This is a genomic window from Luteococcus japonicus (assembly GCF_003752415.1).
Taxonomy (GTDB): domain Bacteria; phylum Actinomycetota; class Actinomycetes; order Propionibacteriales; family Propionibacteriaceae; genus Luteococcus; species Luteococcus japonicus.
In genome coordinates this window covers 2,368,268-2,385,485 of the sequence record NZ_RKHG01000001.1, presented here as the reverse complement: position 1 = coordinate 2,385,485, position 17,218 = coordinate 2,368,268, and the positions used below count along the sequence as shown (strand labels likewise).

The window sequence follows — 17,218 nt, the reverse complement described above, 5'->3', positions numbered from 1 at the left end:
TCGACCGGGTCCTTGCCCAGGAATCCAACGTGTCGAACCTCCTGCAGGAGCTCAGCGAGCTCGATCCCGCACCGTGGCGACGGCTCGTCGGATTCGCGCCAACACGGGTCCTCCGCGAACAGCGGCTGCACGCTGCGGGCTCTGGGCGCTCCTTGGGGAATGCGGATGTCCTGCTGGAAGGCGACGGTGGCCAGCGTGCCCTCATCGAGGTGAAGCTCGGCCACGTACTGAGCGACGACCAGCGCACCCGCTACACCGAGTGGGCAACCAGCCACGACTCCCCCGTCTTCCTCCTCGGGCTATCAACAGACCGGGCCCTCGTGCCGGAAGCCGACCCGAACTGGCAGTTCCAGGCGCTGGCCGACGTGTTCCGGCAATGGCACGACTCCTCAGAGGAGTTCACCGCCCAACTCGCCGACCGGTGTGCGGCCACGCTCGCCCACTGGGACGCCGCTCTCACCGGCGTGCTTGGATCTGATGGAGAGGCGTTGTCCACGATCCGTGAGCGGTTCCTTGGCCAAGCCCTCACCCGCCGTGTCGGCGCGCTGGTTCTGGAACGAGACCCCGCACGCGTCACTCGACCAAGTGTCACGAGTGGTGGCGGGTTGCCAATCATCCAGGCGTGGGCCCCCCTTGACGTCCAAGGGTGGCGCCACGTGATCGCGGAAATGCGCTGGTGGAAGGACATGGCGGGCGCGGAGCTCCGTTTCGGTGTCGACTATTCAGATCTCCCCAGTACCGCCGCCCACCGCAGAGAAGCGTTCGACCTGGCAACCAGGCTGATGAGCAAGATGAGCCGCGCGGCTCTGGAAGCGCACCTCAAGAGCAGCGGATTTCCTGACCCAGCACAGGCGTTGGGCCGACATGTGCCGGCGAAGGCCCGAGGAGACTGGGACGCGGTCATTGAGCGCGGGTTCCGCACGAAGGACAACCCCGGCGGGGTTGAAGGAAACCGTCGCAGCACCCGACCACCGTTCGCCGGTGACGGAACCCTCCGGTTTGAGGCAGTGATCGCGCTGAACCTCGACCGCATCAATGCCGTCGATCTCACAAACCTGTTGGACGCCACTTTGAAGTACCTCGTCGAAGGTGCTTTGGACACGAACTTGGAGAGGCACTGATCATGGGATTCCTGACCCCGATGTACGAACTCGGCGAATACCTGAAGTGGACGCGATCCGGCGAGATCCAACTCCCCGACTTCCAGCGCGGCTACAAGTGGGAGGACGAGCGCATCCGCCAGCTTCTCGTGACCGTGCTGCGTGGACACCCCCTGGGCGCCGTCATGCTGTTGAAGACGGGCAACTCCCAAGTTCGGTTCAAGCCCCGCCCCATCGAAGGTTCCGGTGTGCCGGCTGGAGTGGAAGCCAAGTACCTCCTACTCGACGGGCAGCAGCGGCTCACCTCGCTGACCCAAGCCTTGGCCGGCAACGGCGTCGTCGCGACGAAGGACAACCGCGGGAAGCTGATGGAACGACGCTACTTCGTCCACATGGAAACGGCGCTGTCTGACGCCAATCGTGTCGACGAAGCCATCATCAGCATCCCGGGCGACGCGATCATCCGAACGAACTTCGGCAAGGACGTCGTCCTCGACCTCAGCACTCCTGAGAAGCAGCAGGCGGAGGGTTACTTCCCGCTGAACCTGCTCTACGGGGACTACATGACGTGGGTCTTCGGCCTTGAAGACCACGATCTGGGCAGGCGGTTCCACGAACAGTTCATCAAGCCGGCCGCCACCTACGACATCCCCGCAATCGTGCTGGACGAGGACACCGACAAGGCGGCCGTCGCGACGGTCTTCGAGAAGGTCAACATCGGCGGCCTTCCACTCAACGTGTTTGAGCTCCTCACGGCGGTGTTCGCGGGAGACGCAGACCACTACGCGGCCACCGGCGAAGACTTCCGCCTGAACGACGACTGGCACGAGACCAGGGCGCTCTGGGCGGCACACCCCGTTCTCGACTCGGTAGAGAACACCGACTTTCTGCAGGCCGTCACCATGCTGACCACGTGGCGCCGCAACCGTGACGACTCCTCCGGCCGCCCGCCAGCGGTCTCTGCCAAGCGCGAGGACGTCCTCAAACTGACCTTGGCCGACTATCTGGAATGGCGAGCACCGCTGCGGGATGCCTTCATCTGGGCTTCCACATTCCTGGCTGATCGACACATCTTCGCCCCGCGCGACGTTCCGTACCCGAAGCAGCTTGTCCCCCTGGCAGCAATCAAGGTGTTGCTGGGCAATGATGCCGACCTGATCGGCGTCAAGGAACGACTCACGCGCTGGTACTGGTGTGGGGTGCTGGGTGAGCTGTACGGATCGACCATTGAGACGCGTTTCGTCCGGGATCTTGAGAGCGTGCCCTTGTGGGCTCGTGACGACAGCCAACCGGCGCCTCGAACCGTTCAGGACGCGAGCTTCACTGAGTCACGTCTCCATTCGCTGCGCACCCGCAACGCGGCGGCATACAAGGGCATCTCCGCTCTGATCCTCGCCAACGGTGCTCGCGACTGGATGGAGGACAAGGCACTCGACAAAATCCAGTACGTCGATCTTGCCGTGGACATTCACCACATCTTCCCGCAGAAGTGGTGCAACGAGTACGGGATCGATGACGAGCGGCGTGAGAGCATCATCAACAAGACCGCGATCAGCGCCCGCACAAACCGGACCATCGGTGGCGTCGCGCCGTCCGCCTATCTGCCGGTCATTGAGCGCAAGGCCCAGATCTCGCCCGAGCGCTTGGAGTCCCTCCTCGAGAGCCACTTGGTGCCGAGCGAACGCTTGCGCTCCGACGACTTTGACGCCTACTTCGACGAACGGCGTGAAGCCCTGTGCCTCCTCGTCGAAGCAGCGATGGGCAAGCAGGTCCAGCGAGACGTGAGCGCCGGCTTGGCCACCGAAGACTCCGAGCACTTCGACCCGAACGATCTGCTGGAAGACACAGCGGAAGAGTGACCGGTGGGAGGCGGGCCGCATGAGCGGTCCGCCTCCCACAACTTCACGCGATGCGCCGCGAAATGCGGTCCTGATCCGGGCCGTCGTACTTGGCAGAAACGAACTGATCGAACCGCTCCAGAAGATCCACATCCTGGTCAAAGGCGCGAAGGATGATCTCGATCTGGTTCTGCGTCGCACGGTCGTAGCGCGGATCGAGCATCAACTTGGGCTTGGCAACCTTCACGACCTTGCCCCTGCGATCCATGGAGAGATTCTCCGCCTGAGCGAAATCAAGGATCGCCTTCTCGTAGAACCGAGTTCCCCGGACTTCGAGAGCCGTGGAGACCCAGCCTGCCGGCACCAAGACCAGGGGATGGCCCGACGGCGCGGGAAGCTTCGTCGGCTTCACAGCCCAATCCAAGTCGCCACCGCTCCAAACAGTCATCTCCGAGGTCACCATTCCCTGAGAGGCGAACTCTGGGAAGATGCCGACCATCTCGGCAGTGAAGTCGAGCAGCGGCTGCATGATGAGCCGCGTCGTAAGATCCGACGTGACGTCGTTGCCGACCCCCTCTACGAAGAGGGGCAGCTGCTCTACACGCCGCAACAGGCCCACCGAGACCAGTGCTGCCAGGCTGACGTTCAGCGCGCCCCAGATGCGGTCACCGATATCCACGGCTGCGCCGTGTCCATCAAATCCGTGCTGAGCCAGCCCAAGCCGCGTCTCCTTCGGCTCCTTGAAAGAGGACAGCAGCTGCGCTCCACGCCGCCGCCTTCCATCATCCTCGCTGAGACTGCAGCTCGTCACCTCCGCGAAAAATGTGTCGAGACACGTCCGTGCGCTCTCGGCGTGAGGTGACGGCGCCACCGCATGTCGGACCACAAAGGGGTCAATGAACAGCTTGTTGTCCCGGTCGATTCGGACGTCGAGGAAGGGGACTTCCCCCTCGATGCCGTAGTACTCCGTGATCCTCACGGCGTCTCCTAATGTCGGGCCTTCCCCGGGACGAACGTAGGAGGTAGTCTCGATGTCGCCTACCAAGCAGACACCAGCCCCTCCGGCCCAGCCCGGGTGGGGCTGTTGTTGTATCGAAGGCCAAACGGCTTCGATAGAGACACAATATGTAGTGGTTTAGCGCTAAGTCAAGCACTACATATTGATTCCGCCTGCTCGTGACCCTTGAGCCATCGAGGCTTGCATAATTCAGAGTACGCGATATGATCTTCATGTCAAGGGTGAAGGGGTAAGTGCAAGTGCTAGTGGAGTTTAGTGACGCTCGACTGAAGCGCTTGTACGAGGACGCCTCCTACCATCACCCCAGGCTGGGTGCTGAGGTGGTGCGGGCCTATCGAAAGGTGGTCGGCGCCCTCTACGCGTCCCAAGACGACCAAGAGCTGCGCAACCTCAAAGCACTCCGACTGGAGAAGCTGAAGGGCGACCGAGCAGGGCACAGCTCCCTACGTCTTCACGGCGGCTACCGGCTGATCGTGACGTTCCGAACTGACCAGGCCGGCCGAGTCGTGGTCGTCATCGAAATCGTCGACTATCACTAGCGACTGGAGGGAGAGGGAATCATGATGAAGGTAGCTGAGGCGTTCGCGCCCGGGGAGTACTTGGCCGACGAGCTGGAGGCACGCGACTGGTCACAGGCGGACTTCGCCGGCATCATCGGCCGTCCGGTCCAGTTCGTGTCCGAGATCATCAACGGGAAGAAGGAGCTGACAGCAGAGTCCGCGCAGCAGATCGGCGCCGCCCTCGAAACGTCGCCGGAGTTCTGGCTGAACCTCCAGAATCGCTACAACCTTTGGCTTCTGGAGCAGGACAGCGCTGCCGTGGCAAAGGTTGACCGGGGTGCAGCGCGCGCCGAGATCGCGAAGATCATCCCCCTCGTTGCACTCGAGAAGCGCGGAGTCATCGACCGCGATGCAGACGTGCACGAGTTGAAGCGGCAGGTCCTGCGTGACTTCAACATGGCGTCCACCGATGACACCCCCCAGTTTGCGCTCGCCGCCAAGCGCTCCAACTCCCAGGACGAGGTCTCACTTCTTCAGCGGGGATGGTTGTGGGCTGCAGCTCAGAAAGCGCGAGGAGCCGTCCCGCCGGACCGTTACTCCCCCGAGAAGCTCCAGAGCTTGGCCGAAGAACTGCCACACGCGCTTCGAGAGCCATCCGACTTTGACGACTTGCCGACTCGCTATCGGCAATGCGGTGTAATCCTCGTTTTCGTGGAACAGCTCCCCGGCGGCAAGATTGATGGCGCAGCGTTCTTGATGGGGGACACCCCAGTCATCGCGATCTCAGGTCGCGGCAAACGTCTTGACAAGGTCGTCTTCGCGTTGATGCACGAGACGGCACACGTCGTCGCAGGACATTTGACCGAAGGGATCACCATCGACGGCGCAGACGCCGAAGGGCGACCTCAGCTCGAGGACGAAGCAAACACGCTGGCTGAGCGTTGGGCGTTGGGTGGCTCAGTAGAGATTTCAGGAGCCATCACGTTGGCCACCGTAACCGAGCTGGCCGAGAGACTCGAGGTGGCCCCCGCCTTGGTGATCGGAAACCTGCAGCACAACGGCAAACTGGAGTGGCGGACCACTCTTGCCAAGGGGATTCCCAATGTGGACGACCACCTCCAGTCGTGGGCCTAGGGAACTACCCCCGCTCTCGAGGCGCTTTATCCCCAGGAGAGTCACCTAGCCACAGGCGCACTGCGATTCCGAAAATTGATGCTCCTATCTCCCGTCAAGCGGCTCGGAGCCATTCTCGGTAGTTCTGGGCCAGCGTGTCGTCTCGGCGTTTGCCGAGCTCGATCTCGGAGATGTGGGCGGGCCAGACGTTGAAGTGCTGGGCAGCGTGGGTGAGGGTGAGGTTCTTGGCCTGGCGGGCGGGGCGCAGATCGGTGTAGTTCGGGATCTCGCAGTTGCCGGTGAGTGCTCGGAACACTTCGCGGGCGACCGCTCGTTTGAGTGCCCGGTAGACGGCTGCGAGGGTCCAGCCTGCTTCGAGGTGCTTGTCGCGGTAGTCGCGGGTGCGTTGGTCGTGGACCATGCGGACCTTCACGATTTGGTGGAGCGCCCAGTTGGCCTGCCTGTCGCCGCCGCGTGAGAGGCGGTGGCGTTGGGTCTTGCCCGAGGACACGGGGATCGGGCTGGTACCGCAGAGCGCCGCGAACCCGGCAGGGGTGGCGAGGCGGGCGGGATTGTCGCCGGCCGTGACCAGCAGGACAGCGGCAGTGACCGGCCCGACTCCGTGCATGGCGCGCAGCCCGGGGTTCTTGGTTGTGGTGAGTTCGTCGAGCTGGGCTTCCAGGTCGACCAGTTCGTCGTGCAGGAACTGGTGGCGTCGGGCCAGGGATCGCAGGGCTCGCATGGTGAGGGCCTGGGCGGCGTCATGGATCTGGTCGGGGCGGCTGGCAGCGAGATGACGGATGAGCTTGTCGCGGCTGGTTTGGCGGTATTTGTCTCGTAGCGTGGCGGGTGCGTTGACCAAGAGGCTGCGGATTTGGCGCCAGCAGGCTTGGAGGGCCTTGTTGGCGCTGCGTCGAGTGACCAGCAGGGCTCGAAGGGGCTCGATGGAGTCGTGTTTGGGATGGGTGGCCGCTTCTCCAGAGATCACGGAGCGAGCGGCGCGGTAGGCGTCGAGACGGTCGGTCTTGCCGTGCTTGCGGCGTTCGGCGGGGCGGGTGCGGTTGACCTCGATGACGGTGATGCCCGCGGCTCGTAGTGCTGCTGTGATGCCGATGCCGTAGCTGGAGGTGCCCTCGATGCCGACAGCTGCAATAGGTCCGTGCTCGACCAGCCAGGCCACTGCCTTGCGGTAGCCGGTAGTGGTGGTGGTGAACTCGTGGTCGTCGACCTCGAGCCCGGTGGCGGTGATGACCGCGATGTGGATGGTCTCGGTGTGGGAGTCGATTCCTGCGACGTGGTGGTGGGGCTCTGGGATGATGGTCATGGCCTGCTCCTGGACTCGGTGAGTGGGTCAGGCGGCGGCCGCTTCGACCAGACAGGACATACACCGGACTCGCGATCAGGCTCGTATTAGGTCATGGCCGGGCGGTCGTCGCCCCTGGGCCTCGTGGAGCCAGACTGATCAGTTTGTCGGTAGCCCAGCAGGGCACCAGTCAGAGGCAGGGTCACGACTCCACGAGACTCCTACCATCATGTTTGTCAGAGGTCACGTCTATGTTTCCCTGACATGACAGAAGCTCACGGCGGTCCACCCTCCGAGGCTCAGACCCTGCATCCCAGCTCCCCCTGCCCCACGTGTGGAGCGAAGATCAAGCAGCGAGAGATCAAGGACCGGCCCCGGCCGCGCTTTCGTGGCCGAGCCAGTGAGTGGTACGTCGACATGCGATTGGGTCAAGTCCTGCTGCGTGGTGTACAGGGTGATTCGTTCGTTCGGGTTGGTTAGGCGCTGATCGCGGCGATGATGGTGTCGTCTCCTTGGTCGGTGTCGGGGGTGTTCGTGAGGGCGGCGCGGCATTGTTTGAGCAGGTCCAGTCCGAGGTAACGGCGCATCTCGATCCACTCGTCGTGTTGCTCGGCAAGGACGGCGCCGACGAGGCGGATGACCGCGGACCGGTCGGGGAAGATCCCGACGACGTCGGTGCGTCGCCGCACTTCCCGGTTCAACCGTTCGTTGGGGTTGTTGGACCAGATCTGCCGCCAGCACGCCTTGGGGAAGACGGTGAACGCGAGGATGTCCTCGCGGGCGGACTCCAGGTGCTCGGCCACGGCGGGGAGCTTGTCGATGAGGGTGTCGTGGATCCGGTCGAACTGGGCGTGGACCGCGTCGGCGTCGGGTTGGTCGTACACGCTGTGCAGTAACGCCTTCACCCACGGCCATGAGGACTTGGGGGTCGCGGACATCAGGTTCGCGGCGTAATGGGTGCGGCACCGCTGCCAGCCGGTGCCGGGCAGGGTCGCACCGATCGCCTCGAGCAGCCCGGCGTGCGCGTCGGAGGTGACGAGCCCAACCCGGCCCGCGCTGGTCAGGCCGCGGGCGACCAGGTCTCGGAAGAAGCTGAGCCATCCAGGTCCGGACTCGGTCGAACTGGTATGCACGCCAAGGATTTCGCGGTGCCCCTCGGCGTTGACGCCGGTCGCGATCATCACCGCGATCTTGACCACGCGCTTGTTCTCCCGGACCTTCATCGTCAACGCGTCCGCGGCGACGAAGGTGTAGGGGCCGGCGTCCAACGGGCGGGTACGGAACGCCTCGACCTGGGCGTCGAGGTCCTTGGCCATCACGCTGACTTGGGACTTGGACAGGCCGGTGATCCCCAGGGTTTGGACCAGCTTGTCCATCCGGCGGGTCGACACCCCAAGCAGGTAGCAGGTCGCGACCACGGTCGTCAGCGCCTGCTCGGCGCGGCGGTGGCGTTCCAGCAGCCACCCGGGGAACATGCTGCCCTCGCGCAGCTTGGGGATCGCGACATCGAGTGTCCCGACCCGGGTGTCCAACTCGCGGTGGCGGTACCCGTTGCGGGAGTTGACCCGGTCGGGGTCACGGGTGCCGTACTCCGCGCCGCAGACACTGTCGGCCTGCGCCGACAGCAACGCGTTGATGAACGTGGCCAGCATGTCACGCATCAGATCCGGTGAGGCCTGGGTGAGCTGGTCCTGCAGAAACCGGGCAGGGTCAATATCGTGGGGTCCGGCGGTCATCGTGTGCTCCTTCTTCGAGGTGGTTGTGGAAGATCTCTCGAAGAATCACCGGTGACCGCCGCTCACGTCGTGAGCGACACGGTCACCAACTCGTACACCACTCTTATGGACTCAACCTGCGATTGAGAACCTTACGCCGCACTCTTCATTCATCGCCCGCGCTGCACGCCTTGCAGGGCCGAGGAGTGCCGCTACTCGAAGCCGTCCGACAGCATCACCTGGACGAAGCCCGACAATCAGTCCACCGCTGGACCGGTTTCGCCTGCTACGCCATCGCGGCGATGGTGGTGTGCGCTCTCATTGACTCAAACGTGCCTGACGGTACGGGTCCACTCCAGTTCATCGAGGCTCTGTTCCGGCCGGATCCCGGCCAACGGATACCCCTGTTAGCGGGGGCGGTCGTGACAGCCTTGATGGGTTCCGTCTACTTGCTCCAGATCTTCCTGATGCTTCGAGTGACCACAGGGCCGAGCGTTCAGTACTTACTACGAACGCTGACCATCCTCATTGCCGATATCGAGACCATGGACTCGGAAGCTTGGAAGCGCCCTGCCGCAAGGAAGAGCTTCTGCACACAGCTGGAAAGCGTGGCTCGTGAAACTGAAGCTGCCTGCCGGCCCTTCATGATCCGTGATGACGTCTGGAGACGAAATATCACTGACGAGATGCGGCGACGCGCCGACTACCTGCGCCAATTCAACGGTCAGCTCTTCTCACCCACGCCCACCACCCGAGCCGAGCTGGTTGGCCATCTGGCTCCACTGCTCGCCACGATGGCCGAAGGACGCTGGCTGGACCTGCCCGAGGCCAGCCTGTCAGAGCACAGCCCCAAGCGCGAAGACACGTTCAGAACATGGCTGCTGGCTCTAGCTCTCGTCGGGGCTGTGGCGGTCGCACAGCACTCTTTCGGGAGCTGGGCAGGGACGCTGACAACAGCCCTTCTGGGGTTGCCCTTGGCTCTCCTGCTGAAGAAGCTGGGCCTGACGATGGGCGACGTTGTCAAGGGCTGAATATCCTCTGCGCGGCGGGTCTAGGCACCTTTCCCTTCCGGGCTCAACGCCCCAACGGCGCCGTCGAATGTCTCGGGATCAAGGTCGGGGCGTAGACCAAGCTCTGGCGCTCCTCTGACGAGTCATCCAGCAGCAGCTTGAGGGCGCCAGCAGCGATCTGCTGGAAGGGGACGCGAACCGTGGTCAACGGAGTCGGGAGCTTCGACACGACCGGAATGTCGTTGTACCCCACAAGTGACAAGTCCTCGGGAATCCTGAGCCCCAGCCGCGCCGCGATGGAGACGATGCCAATGGCCAGCTTGTCATTGGCAGCGAAGATCGCGGTGGGGCGTGGCGTCCGGGTCAGCAACTGCAGCGCAGCCTGCTCCCCTGCCTCGGTCGAGTAGTCGCCTTCGACGACCAGGAAGGGATCTGGCTCGATCTTTGCCTCGGCAAGGGAGGCCATGAACCCGTCCCGCCGCCCAGCAGCACTGGTGGCGTAGCTGGGGCCGTTCACCAGCGCAATGTCACGATGTCCCAGGTCAAGCAGGTGCCGAGTGGCCAGGCGACCACCGAGCACGTCATCGCCCACGGCCTCGGAGGACTGTCCGTCACCGCGCAGGGCCAGAACCTGGCGCACGTGGGGAGCCTGCGCGAATGGCTCCAGCGGCGCGTCGGTGCGTGCGGTGGTCCGGATGATGCCGTCCACCTTGCGCCGCAGCAGTGTTTCCACCGCCACCCGCTCGCGAGCAGGATCGTCATGGGTGCTGGCGACGACGGCGAACAACCCTCTGGCTGCCGCTGCAGCCGACAGTTCCTCATACATCAGGGCCATCACGGTGTCCGTCAAGCGCGGCACCACGATGCCAATCGTGCTCGTGCCGGTACGACGAAGGGCAGCCGCAAACGGGTCGCGAACGTAGCCAAGTTCAGCGGCAGCCTCCCGCACCCGCTGCGCAGCAGCAGTCTTGGACCTTGGCAGCCGCTCATCGAGCACACGAGAGGCCGTCGACGTGCTGACCCCTGCCGCTTGGGCAACATCCTTGAGAGTCACCATCGGCCCATCCCCTCGTCGTTCGGCATCCTTAAACGAATAGTGTCACCTGCTCAGCAGACACGCGAACGCGTCGACACCCTGACGAAAGGGGCGCCGACGCGTTCGCTGTATGGGTCAGGCAGGAATTTCCGCCTTGCCCAGACCCGCCTTGTCCAGCGCGGCAGCGATCTCCTCGTGGGCACCAGGAGCAAGTGGCAGCAGCGGCGAGCGCACGGTTGCGTGCTCGAGCACGCCACGATGCACAAGAGCCTCCTTGAGGCAGACCGTGCCCTCCATGTGCGACCCGCGGTGGTAGACGTTCTGGGTCACCGGGAACATTTGGTTGTGCACGGCCTTGGCGGCCGGCCAGTCCTGGGCCTTGCCGGCCTCGATCAGCTTCAACAGCAGTTCTGGCGCGATGTTGCCGTAGCCCACCAGCAGACCGTCGACGTCCATGATGGTGTGCAGCAGGTACTCGTCGTGGCACGACAGGACCGTCAGCTCGGGGTGGGCCTCACGCAAGGCCGGGATCTCGGTGTCCCAGCGCTTCATGTTGCGCACACCGTTCTTGGTCCAGTGGACGCCTTCCTGGCCGGCGATCTCGAGCTGGGTGTCGAGGTCGTAGCTGGCCTTGGTGACATCCGGGTACTGGAAGAGGATGCAGTCAAGACCGGCCTCCTCGTAGATGGCCTTGTAGCGTTCCTGGGGTGCTCCCTTCTGGAAGCCGAAACGCAGCCAACCATGCGACGGGTAGATCAGGCCAGCCTTGGCGCCAGCGGCGACAGCGCGCTTGGACTCCTCGACGGCAACCTTGGTGCCTTCGCCGGTGATGCCAGCAATGACGGGGACCCGTCCATCCGTGGATGCGACGAACTCCTCGATCACCTTGACCTGCTCATCGGCGGTGCAGAAGGTGCCTTCACCGGCGTGACCGAGCACCACCAGGCCCTTGACGCCTTCAAAGGAGCCGAGCCATGAGCCGAGGCGGTGGATGGCCTCCACGTCGATGTCTCCATCGCGAGTGAACGGGGTGACGGGTGCGGGGACGAGTCCGCGAAGATCGATGGGCATGTCTACTCCTCACTGAGCTGGAACGCTCTGACAGCGTTCCCGGGAACGATTGCAAGTATGCTCCGATTTCGCCTCATGTCAATGCCCCTTCACTCAATCAAGACATGGCGGTCCCGTATCCGACTTTGCGTGAAACCCTTGACCCTGAACTCCACCCCGTCGCATGATGATTGCGTTCCCGGGAACGATTGCATATTTCGTTCCCAGCGAGACTCGATCGCGGCCAATGGAGGTCAGCCATGTCAGCAGTTCATCGCGTCACCGCCCACAGCGCCCAGCTCCCGGCGAGCGCGCCCGCAAGATCCCAAGAGCGACCCCATGGGTTGCGACTACTGGCCATGGCTGGACCAGCCTTCGTCGTCGGCTGCTGGGGATTCGGCCCCGGCAACCTCACCACGTCGATCCAGGCGGGCTCCGGCTTTGGCTACGCCCTGGTGTGGGTCCCCGTGGTATCGACGCTTCTCATGCTCACTCTGGCCGACATGAGCGTACGCATCGGGATCCAAGCGCCGGCCTCCCTGCTCAGCACCGTCAAGGACCGCCTCGGAACCTGGGTCGGCTACTTGGCAGGTGGTGCGATCTTCGTGATCACCCTGATGTTCTCCGTGGGAAACGCCGTCGGATCGGGTCTGGCGCTCTCCATGCTCACAGGCATGCCGGCCATCGCTGGAACCGTCCTGTGCACCATCCTGGTCGCCGCACTGCTCGTGCTGCGCAACGTCTATCGCGTCATGGAGAAGGTCATGGTGGCCTGCATGGCCCTCATGGCCCTGGTCTTCGTCATCAGCACCGTGGCCGCCCGCCCCGACATGTGGAAAGCCGCTGAAGGCATGGTTCCCACCGTCCCGCTGGGATCCACGACGGTCGTCATCGCGCTCATCGGCACCTGCCTGTCCGCCAACGCTGCCTTCTTCACCGCCTACGGCACACGCGAACGCCGTCGCACCGCAGAGCAGTACCGCGACCTCACCATTGCCGACACCGTCCCGGGCATCGTGGCGCCCGGCATCATGACGTCCTTGGTGGTCCTCGTGGCAGCCAAGATCTTCGGCGGCCCGCTCGGCGCGGAGAACATGGTGTCCAGCATCGGAGGCCTCTCGAAGGTCTTCGAACCGGTCGCCGGACCCGTCGGCGTATGGATCTTCGCACTCGGGTACTTCGCCGCGGCCTTTTCCGCCATGACGGCCAACGCGACGGCAGGCGGCACGATGCTCAGCGATGCCCTCGGCCGAGGCGCCTCCTCCAACACCAAGACTGCCCGGGTTGTTTCCGGCTTCATCTTGACGTGGGGAATCGCCATCACAGCGATCTTTGGAGGCAAGTCGCCAGTACAACTGATCGTGCTCGCCCAGTCACTGACCGTCCTGACCGCGCCGATCCTCGCAGCACTGCTGGTCTACCTGGCGAGCAGGAGGGACCTGATGGGATCCCTGCGTAGCAAGACGTGGCAGACCGCACTGGGCATCGCTGCCGTCCTGATCGTCACCTGGTTCTGGATCCAGCTCGTCATCGGCTTCTTCCAGTAGCCACTCCTCACCCCGGAGCCGCCCCCCCACAGGGGGCGGCTCCTTTCCTGAAGCACGGCTGAACCAAAACCCCCAAAAAGGTGCCCTGGCCATTTGAAGCGACATATTTGTTGCTCAGCAGAATTCGCGCAAACTTGCGCCCTCATCAGGAGTACCGGTGACCACGCCCCCAAACCAGCCCAGCGGCTTCAATCCGCCCAGCAAGCCCAACAACGTCCCCCAGCAGGGCTTTCAGCAGCAGGGAGACCAGTACCCCGGCCAGCCCCAGCCTGGCCAGCAGCAGTACGCCTTTGGCCAGCCCGCTGCCCCCGGCATGCCGCCGATGGATCCCAAGGCCCAGGCCAAAGCGGCCAAGGCCTATGCCAAGGCCACCCGCCCGTGGTTCCAGAAGAAGCGCTTCTGGGCTCTTGGCCTGCTCCTCCTGCTGATCATTGGATCCGCGCTGGGCGGCGGCTCGGACACCCCCGCCAAGCCCAAGGAGGGCACCGTCGCTGCCGCTCCCAAGAACAAGGCGGAGGCGAAAGCACCCGCAGAGCAGCAGAAGGAAGCCGAGGTTGCGGCCCCCGCTGAGACGGTGCTCGTGGTGACGGCCGACAAGCTGATCCAGGACCTTGAGAAGAACGCTCTGAAGGCGAACAGCACCTACAAGGACAAGCTCGTCACGGTCACGGGCCGAGTTCGAAACATCGATGCCCAAGGTGACTACTTCACGGTGCGTGGCACTGACGAGTACACCCTGACCAACATCCAGATCTTCATCAACGAGGAACAGAAGGCACTTGTCAGTGAGTTCTCCGAGGGACAGACGGTGACCGCCACCGGACGCGTCTCTGACGTCGGTGAGTTCTTGGGCTACTCGATCAAGGCGGACACCATCAAGTAGGCCACGACGCCTGCTTGACGAGCACCAGATGGAGGCCCCGAGAGACATTTCCCGGGGCCTCCTGCTCGCGAGAAACCGATAGCGCCAAAAGGAGCAAAGCACCATGGAAATGGCCCCCATCGCCGCATGGACCCTCGTCGACGAGTGCCCCATCCCTCATGACATCGCTCCGCTGATGGTGGGCGACGAACGCCCGGTCGCCGCATACAAGACCTTCCGTGACACCGCGGTCTTCACCACCAAGCGCCTCATCGTGCGCGACGCCCAAGGCATCACCGGCAAGAAGGTGGAGATGTACTCGCTGCCCTACAGCTCCATCAACATGTGGTCGACGGAGAACGCCGGCACCCTGGACTTCAACGCCGAGGTGGAGCTGTGGACCCGCGCCGGCCACATCAAGATCAAGCTCGGCAAGGGCGTCGACGTGCGCAAGATCGACAACCTGATCGGCTGGGCGGTCCTCAACGGATGATGTTGGCCCAGCACTGCATCACGATCACCGCAAGAAATGTCAGTGGCTGGCGATAGCGTTCCCGGCATGAAGGTCGGTGTGTATGTCGATGGCTACAACCTCTACTACGGAGCGCGCTCGCTGTGCGGACGAGGAACGCCCGGTTGGAAGTGGCTGGACATCCGGGCTGTGACAGAGCTGCTGCTCCCCAGGGGAACCAGATGGGCAGAGGCGACGATCGATCGCATCGTCTACTGCACTGCCCGAGTCGACAGCAGAACCAACGCCGATGCGTTCAAAGATCAGGACATCTATCTGAAGGCACTGGTCACGGCCCAGTCTGTCGACTGGATCGAGTACGGGACGTATGTGGCCCGCGCGAAGACAGGCCTGCTCGCCACCCGTGATCCGAAGACGCATCGCCCCCACATCGCAACGTCCGGCTGGCCAGTCATGCTTCAAGACGCCGAAGGAAACCCTGTCCGCGAGGGGCGATTCTTGGTTCAGTACCTGCACCTCGAAGAGAAGGGCAGTGATGTCAACGTCGCTGCTCACCTGCTCCGTGATGTGCTCACCAACCGCGTGGATGCAGCCATGGTGGTTTCCAACGACTCCGACTTGGCACTCCCCTTGCGCATGGCCCGGGAGTCCGTCCCCCTGTGCTTGGTGAATCCGCAGAGCGGTCGCTTGGCCGGTGCGCTCAAGGGCACACCAACGGAGGGCGTTGGCGGGCATGTGTGGGTGCAGTTGCAGGAAGAACAACTTCGAGCCTGACAGCTTCCCGATTCCGTGGGAAACCAGCTCCGCCCGGAAGACTGGTGATGTGTACCTGTGTATGCCTATACTCTCCACATACTCACCCAGGCCCTCGTGGCCTGGGTTTTTTCTTGCCCTAAACCTTCAATCGGGTGTTGTCCCTGAATCCCTCCGCCGTCGCATACGACGTCTGGGTCCCGCGACGGGTCACCGAGTCCGCGGCATAGGCATTGGCCAAGCGCAACGCCTCCAGCGCTTCCTTCCCGCTGACCAGGGCGTGGCTGAAGCAGCCGATGAAGGCGTCGCCGGCGCCCGTCGTGTCAACGGCCTGCACCGAGACCGGCTCCACCAGGTGCTTCTCCTCCGCAGACAGCCACAGCACGCCGCGCTCACCCAGCGTGACCACCACATTGCGCATCCCCTTGCCCACCAAGGAACGAGCGGCGGCCTCCACCTCGTCGAGGGTGGTGGTGGGCAGCCCGGTGAGCAGCGCCAGTTCGGACTCATTGGGCATGAACCAGTCCACCGTCGCAATCCGGGCGTAGTCCAGCTCGGGCGTGGCCGGCGCCGGGTTCAGCAGCACGGGAATGCCGAGCTCCTGCCCGGTCTGGATCGCGTGGTACACGGTCTCCAGCGGCACCTCGAGCTGCAGCACGATCAACCGGCAGCGGGAAATCTCGTCACGAGCGGCGTCGATGTCGGCCGGGGTGAGCAGGTCATTCGCACCCTTGACGATGACGATGGAGTTGCGGCCCTGCTCGTCGACGAAGATCGGCGCCACCCCCGACGGCCCAGACGTCGAGAGCACATGCCGCGTGTCGATCCCGTTCTCCTCGAAATTGCGCACCGTGTTCTGCGCGAACAGGTCCTCGCCCACCCTGGTGAGCATCAACACCTGTGACCCCAGCCGGCTGGCGGCGATGGCCTGGTTGGCGCCCTTGCCCCCGCACCCCATCTGGAAGTCCTGCCCCGCAAGGGTTTCCCCCAGCTGGGGCATCCGCGCGGTGTAGGTGACCAGGTCCACCATGTTCGATCCGATGACGGCGATGTCCATGGATCCAGCCTGCCAGATGAGTTCCGTTCGCCAATCGCGGGCGATGCGGATTGCTCAGCGGGATGACCAGGTGACCACGTCGCCGGAGCCCCGCCCCGAGAACCGACCACCGGTTCCGGACCCCCGGGAGCGCCCACGCTCAGCACTGCCTCCTGCCACTCGCCCCGGCGGATCCCGTGGCCGATTCCCGTGGAAGCCCGCCCGGGCACAATTCGCCGAGGCTTCACCTGAAGCTCAGCTGAACGCCACCCGGCCCCGACAGGGTCGAGGGCATGACCAAGACCTCACGACGCACGCTGCTCGGCGGCTCCCTCGGTGGCGCCGCCCTCCTCGCGGTTGGCTCGCCCGAGCCGCGCGCCCAGGCCACCTCGTCCCTCATCCCGTCGCGCGGCACCCTGCCCAGCGGCATCCAGTCCGGCGACGTCACCCCGCGTGGCGCCATGCTGTGGGCCCGCTCGGACCGCCCCGGCCGGATGCTCGTCGAGCTGTCCACCGGCCGACGCGGCGGACGCCGCACCCACAAGGGCCCGTGGGCCACCCCGAAGACCGACCTCACCGCCAAGCTGGAGCTCAAGGGCCTGCGCCCGGGCCGCGAGTACGAGTACCGCATCCAGTTCGAGGACACCGACGGCCGGCTGGGCAAGGAGGAGGTGGGTCACTTCAGCACCCCGTCGTTGGGCAGTGCCCCGCAGAGCTTCGTGTGGACCGGTGACACCGCCGGCCAGGGCTACGGCATCAACCCGGACCTCGAGGGCATGGTGGCCTACCGCGCCATGCACGCGCTGCGCCCTGACTTCCTGATCCACTCGGGCGACAACATCTAGAGCGTGTCTGACAATGTCTT

General features: G+C 64.1%; 16 protein-coding genes. 10 read left to right on the top strand and 6 right to left on the bottom strand.

Features of this window, described 5'->3' with window-relative positions; genetic code table 11:
* The first annotated feature begins 29 nt into the window (after nt 1-29).
* Both EDD41_RS11385 and EDD41_RS11380 read left to right on the top strand, forming a co-directional pair.
* Complete coding sequence (locus EDD41_RS11385) at nt 30-1,121, top strand: hypothetical protein (protein WP_148060543.1); 1,092 nt, start codon at nt 30-32, stop codon at nt 1,119-1,121.
* Between the two features lie 2 nt (nt 1,122-1,123).
* Nucleotides 1,124-2,959: a GmrSD restriction endonuclease domain-containing protein gene (locus tag EDD41_RS11380; protein WP_123575977.1), complete on the top strand. Its 1,836-nt coding sequence runs from the start codon at nt 1,124-1,126 to the stop codon at nt 2,957-2,959.
* Between the two features lie 43 nt (nt 2,960-3,002).
* Here EDD41_RS11380 and EDD41_RS11375 read toward each other — a convergent pair whose 3' ends face one another.
* A complete protein-coding gene (locus tag EDD41_RS11375) occupies nt 3,003-3,917 on the bottom strand; it encodes a hypothetical protein (RefSeq protein ID WP_123575976.1) in 915 nt (304 codons plus the stop codon).
* Between the two features lie 272 nt (nt 3,918-4,189).
* Here EDD41_RS11375 and EDD41_RS11370 point away from each other — a divergent pair, with 272 nt between their 5' ends.
* Both EDD41_RS11370 and EDD41_RS11365 read left to right on the top strand, forming a co-directional pair.
* Nucleotides 4,190-4,495 (top strand): type II toxin-antitoxin system RelE/ParE family toxin, encoded by a 306-nt coding sequence (locus EDD41_RS11370; RefSeq protein WP_123575975.1) that lies wholly within the window; start codon nt 4,190-4,192, stop codon nt 4,493-4,495.
* A gap of 21 nt (nt 4,496-4,516) precedes the next feature.
* Nucleotides 4,517-5,590: a HigA family addiction module antitoxin gene (locus tag EDD41_RS11365; RefSeq protein WP_123575974.1), complete on the top strand. Its 1,074-nt coding sequence runs from the start codon at nt 4,517-4,519 to the stop codon at nt 5,588-5,590.
* Nucleotides 5,591-5,684: 94 nt separating this feature from the next.
* Here the strand turns inward: EDD41_RS11365 and EDD41_RS11360 are convergent, their stop codons facing one another.
* Both EDD41_RS11360 and EDD41_RS11355 read right to left on the bottom strand, forming a co-directional pair.
* Nucleotides 5,685-6,893, bottom strand: coding sequence for an IS110 family RNA-guided transposase (locus tag EDD41_RS11360; protein WP_123575973.1), 1,209 nt, complete (start codon nt 6,891-6,893; stop codon nt 5,685-5,687).
* Between the two features lie 455 nt (nt 6,894-7,348).
* A complete protein-coding gene (locus tag EDD41_RS11355; protein ID WP_123575972.1) occupies nt 7,349-8,608 on the bottom strand; it encodes an IS256 family transposase in 1,260 nt (419 codons plus the stop codon).
* A 428-nt stretch (nt 8,609-9,036) separates the two neighbouring features.
* Between EDD41_RS11355 and EDD41_RS11350 the strand changes: the two genes are divergently transcribed.
* Nucleotides 9,037-9,618 (top strand): hypothetical protein, encoded by a 582-nt coding sequence (locus EDD41_RS11350; RefSeq protein WP_148060542.1) that lies wholly within the window; start codon nt 9,037-9,039, stop codon nt 9,616-9,618.
* 43 nt (nt 9,619-9,661) lie between these two features.
* On the opposite strand, the gene EDD41_RS11345 is transcribed toward EDD41_RS11350, so the two are convergent.
* Together EDD41_RS11345 and EDD41_RS11340 are read right to left on the bottom strand one after the other, a co-directional pair.
* Nucleotides 9,662-10,654: a LacI family DNA-binding transcriptional regulator gene (locus tag EDD41_RS11345; RefSeq protein WP_123575970.1), complete on the bottom strand. Its 993-nt coding sequence runs from the start codon at nt 10,652-10,654 to the stop codon at nt 9,662-9,664.
* 114 nt (nt 10,655-10,768) lie between these two features.
* Nucleotides 10,769-11,704: a dihydrodipicolinate synthase family protein gene (locus EDD41_RS11340; protein ID WP_123575969.1), complete on the bottom strand. Its 936-nt coding sequence runs from the start codon at nt 11,702-11,704 to the stop codon at nt 10,769-10,771.
* 338 nt (nt 11,705-12,042) lie between these two features.
* Here EDD41_RS11340 and EDD41_RS11335 point away from each other — a divergent pair, with 338 nt between their 5' ends.
* From EDD41_RS11335 to EDD41_RS11320, 4 genes are all read left to right on the top strand, one after another.
* Nucleotides 12,043-13,230, top strand: a complete 1,188-nt coding sequence (locus EDD41_RS11335) for an Nramp family divalent metal transporter (protein WP_123575968.1) — start codon at nt 12,043-12,045, stop codon at nt 13,228-13,230.
* A gap of 157 nt (nt 13,231-13,387) precedes the next feature.
* Nucleotides 13,388-14,113, top strand: a complete 726-nt coding sequence (locus EDD41_RS11330; RefSeq protein WP_123575967.1) for an OB-fold protein — start codon at nt 13,388-13,390, stop codon at nt 14,111-14,113.
* Between the two features lie 103 nt (nt 14,114-14,216).
* Nucleotides 14,217-14,585, top strand: coding sequence for a PH domain-containing protein (locus EDD41_RS11325; RefSeq protein ID WP_123575966.1), 369 nt, complete (start codon nt 14,217-14,219; stop codon nt 14,583-14,585).
* 66 nt (nt 14,586-14,651) lie between these two features.
* On the top strand, nt 14,652-15,338 hold the full coding sequence (locus EDD41_RS11320) for an NYN domain-containing protein (protein ID WP_123575965.1): 687 nt from the start codon (nt 14,652-14,654) through the stop codon (nt 15,336-15,338).
* Between the two features lie 118 nt (nt 15,339-15,456).
* Here EDD41_RS11320 and rbsK read toward each other — a convergent pair whose 3' ends face one another.
* Nucleotides 15,457-16,374 (bottom strand): ribokinase, encoded by a 918-nt coding sequence (gene rbsK / locus EDD41_RS11315; RefSeq protein ID WP_123575964.1) that lies wholly within the window; start codon nt 16,372-16,374, stop codon nt 15,457-15,459.
* Between the two features lie 272 nt (nt 16,375-16,646).
* Here rbsK and EDD41_RS11310 point away from each other — a divergent pair, with 272 nt between their 5' ends.
* The gene (locus tag EDD41_RS11310) at nt 16,647-17,198 is read left to right on the top strand and encodes a PhoD-like phosphatase N-terminal domain-containing protein (protein ID WP_094766005.1); all 552 of its coding nucleotides are present in this window, start codon (nt 16,647-16,649) and stop codon (nt 17,196-17,198) included.
* Nucleotides 17,199-17,218 lie beyond the last annotated feature (20 nt).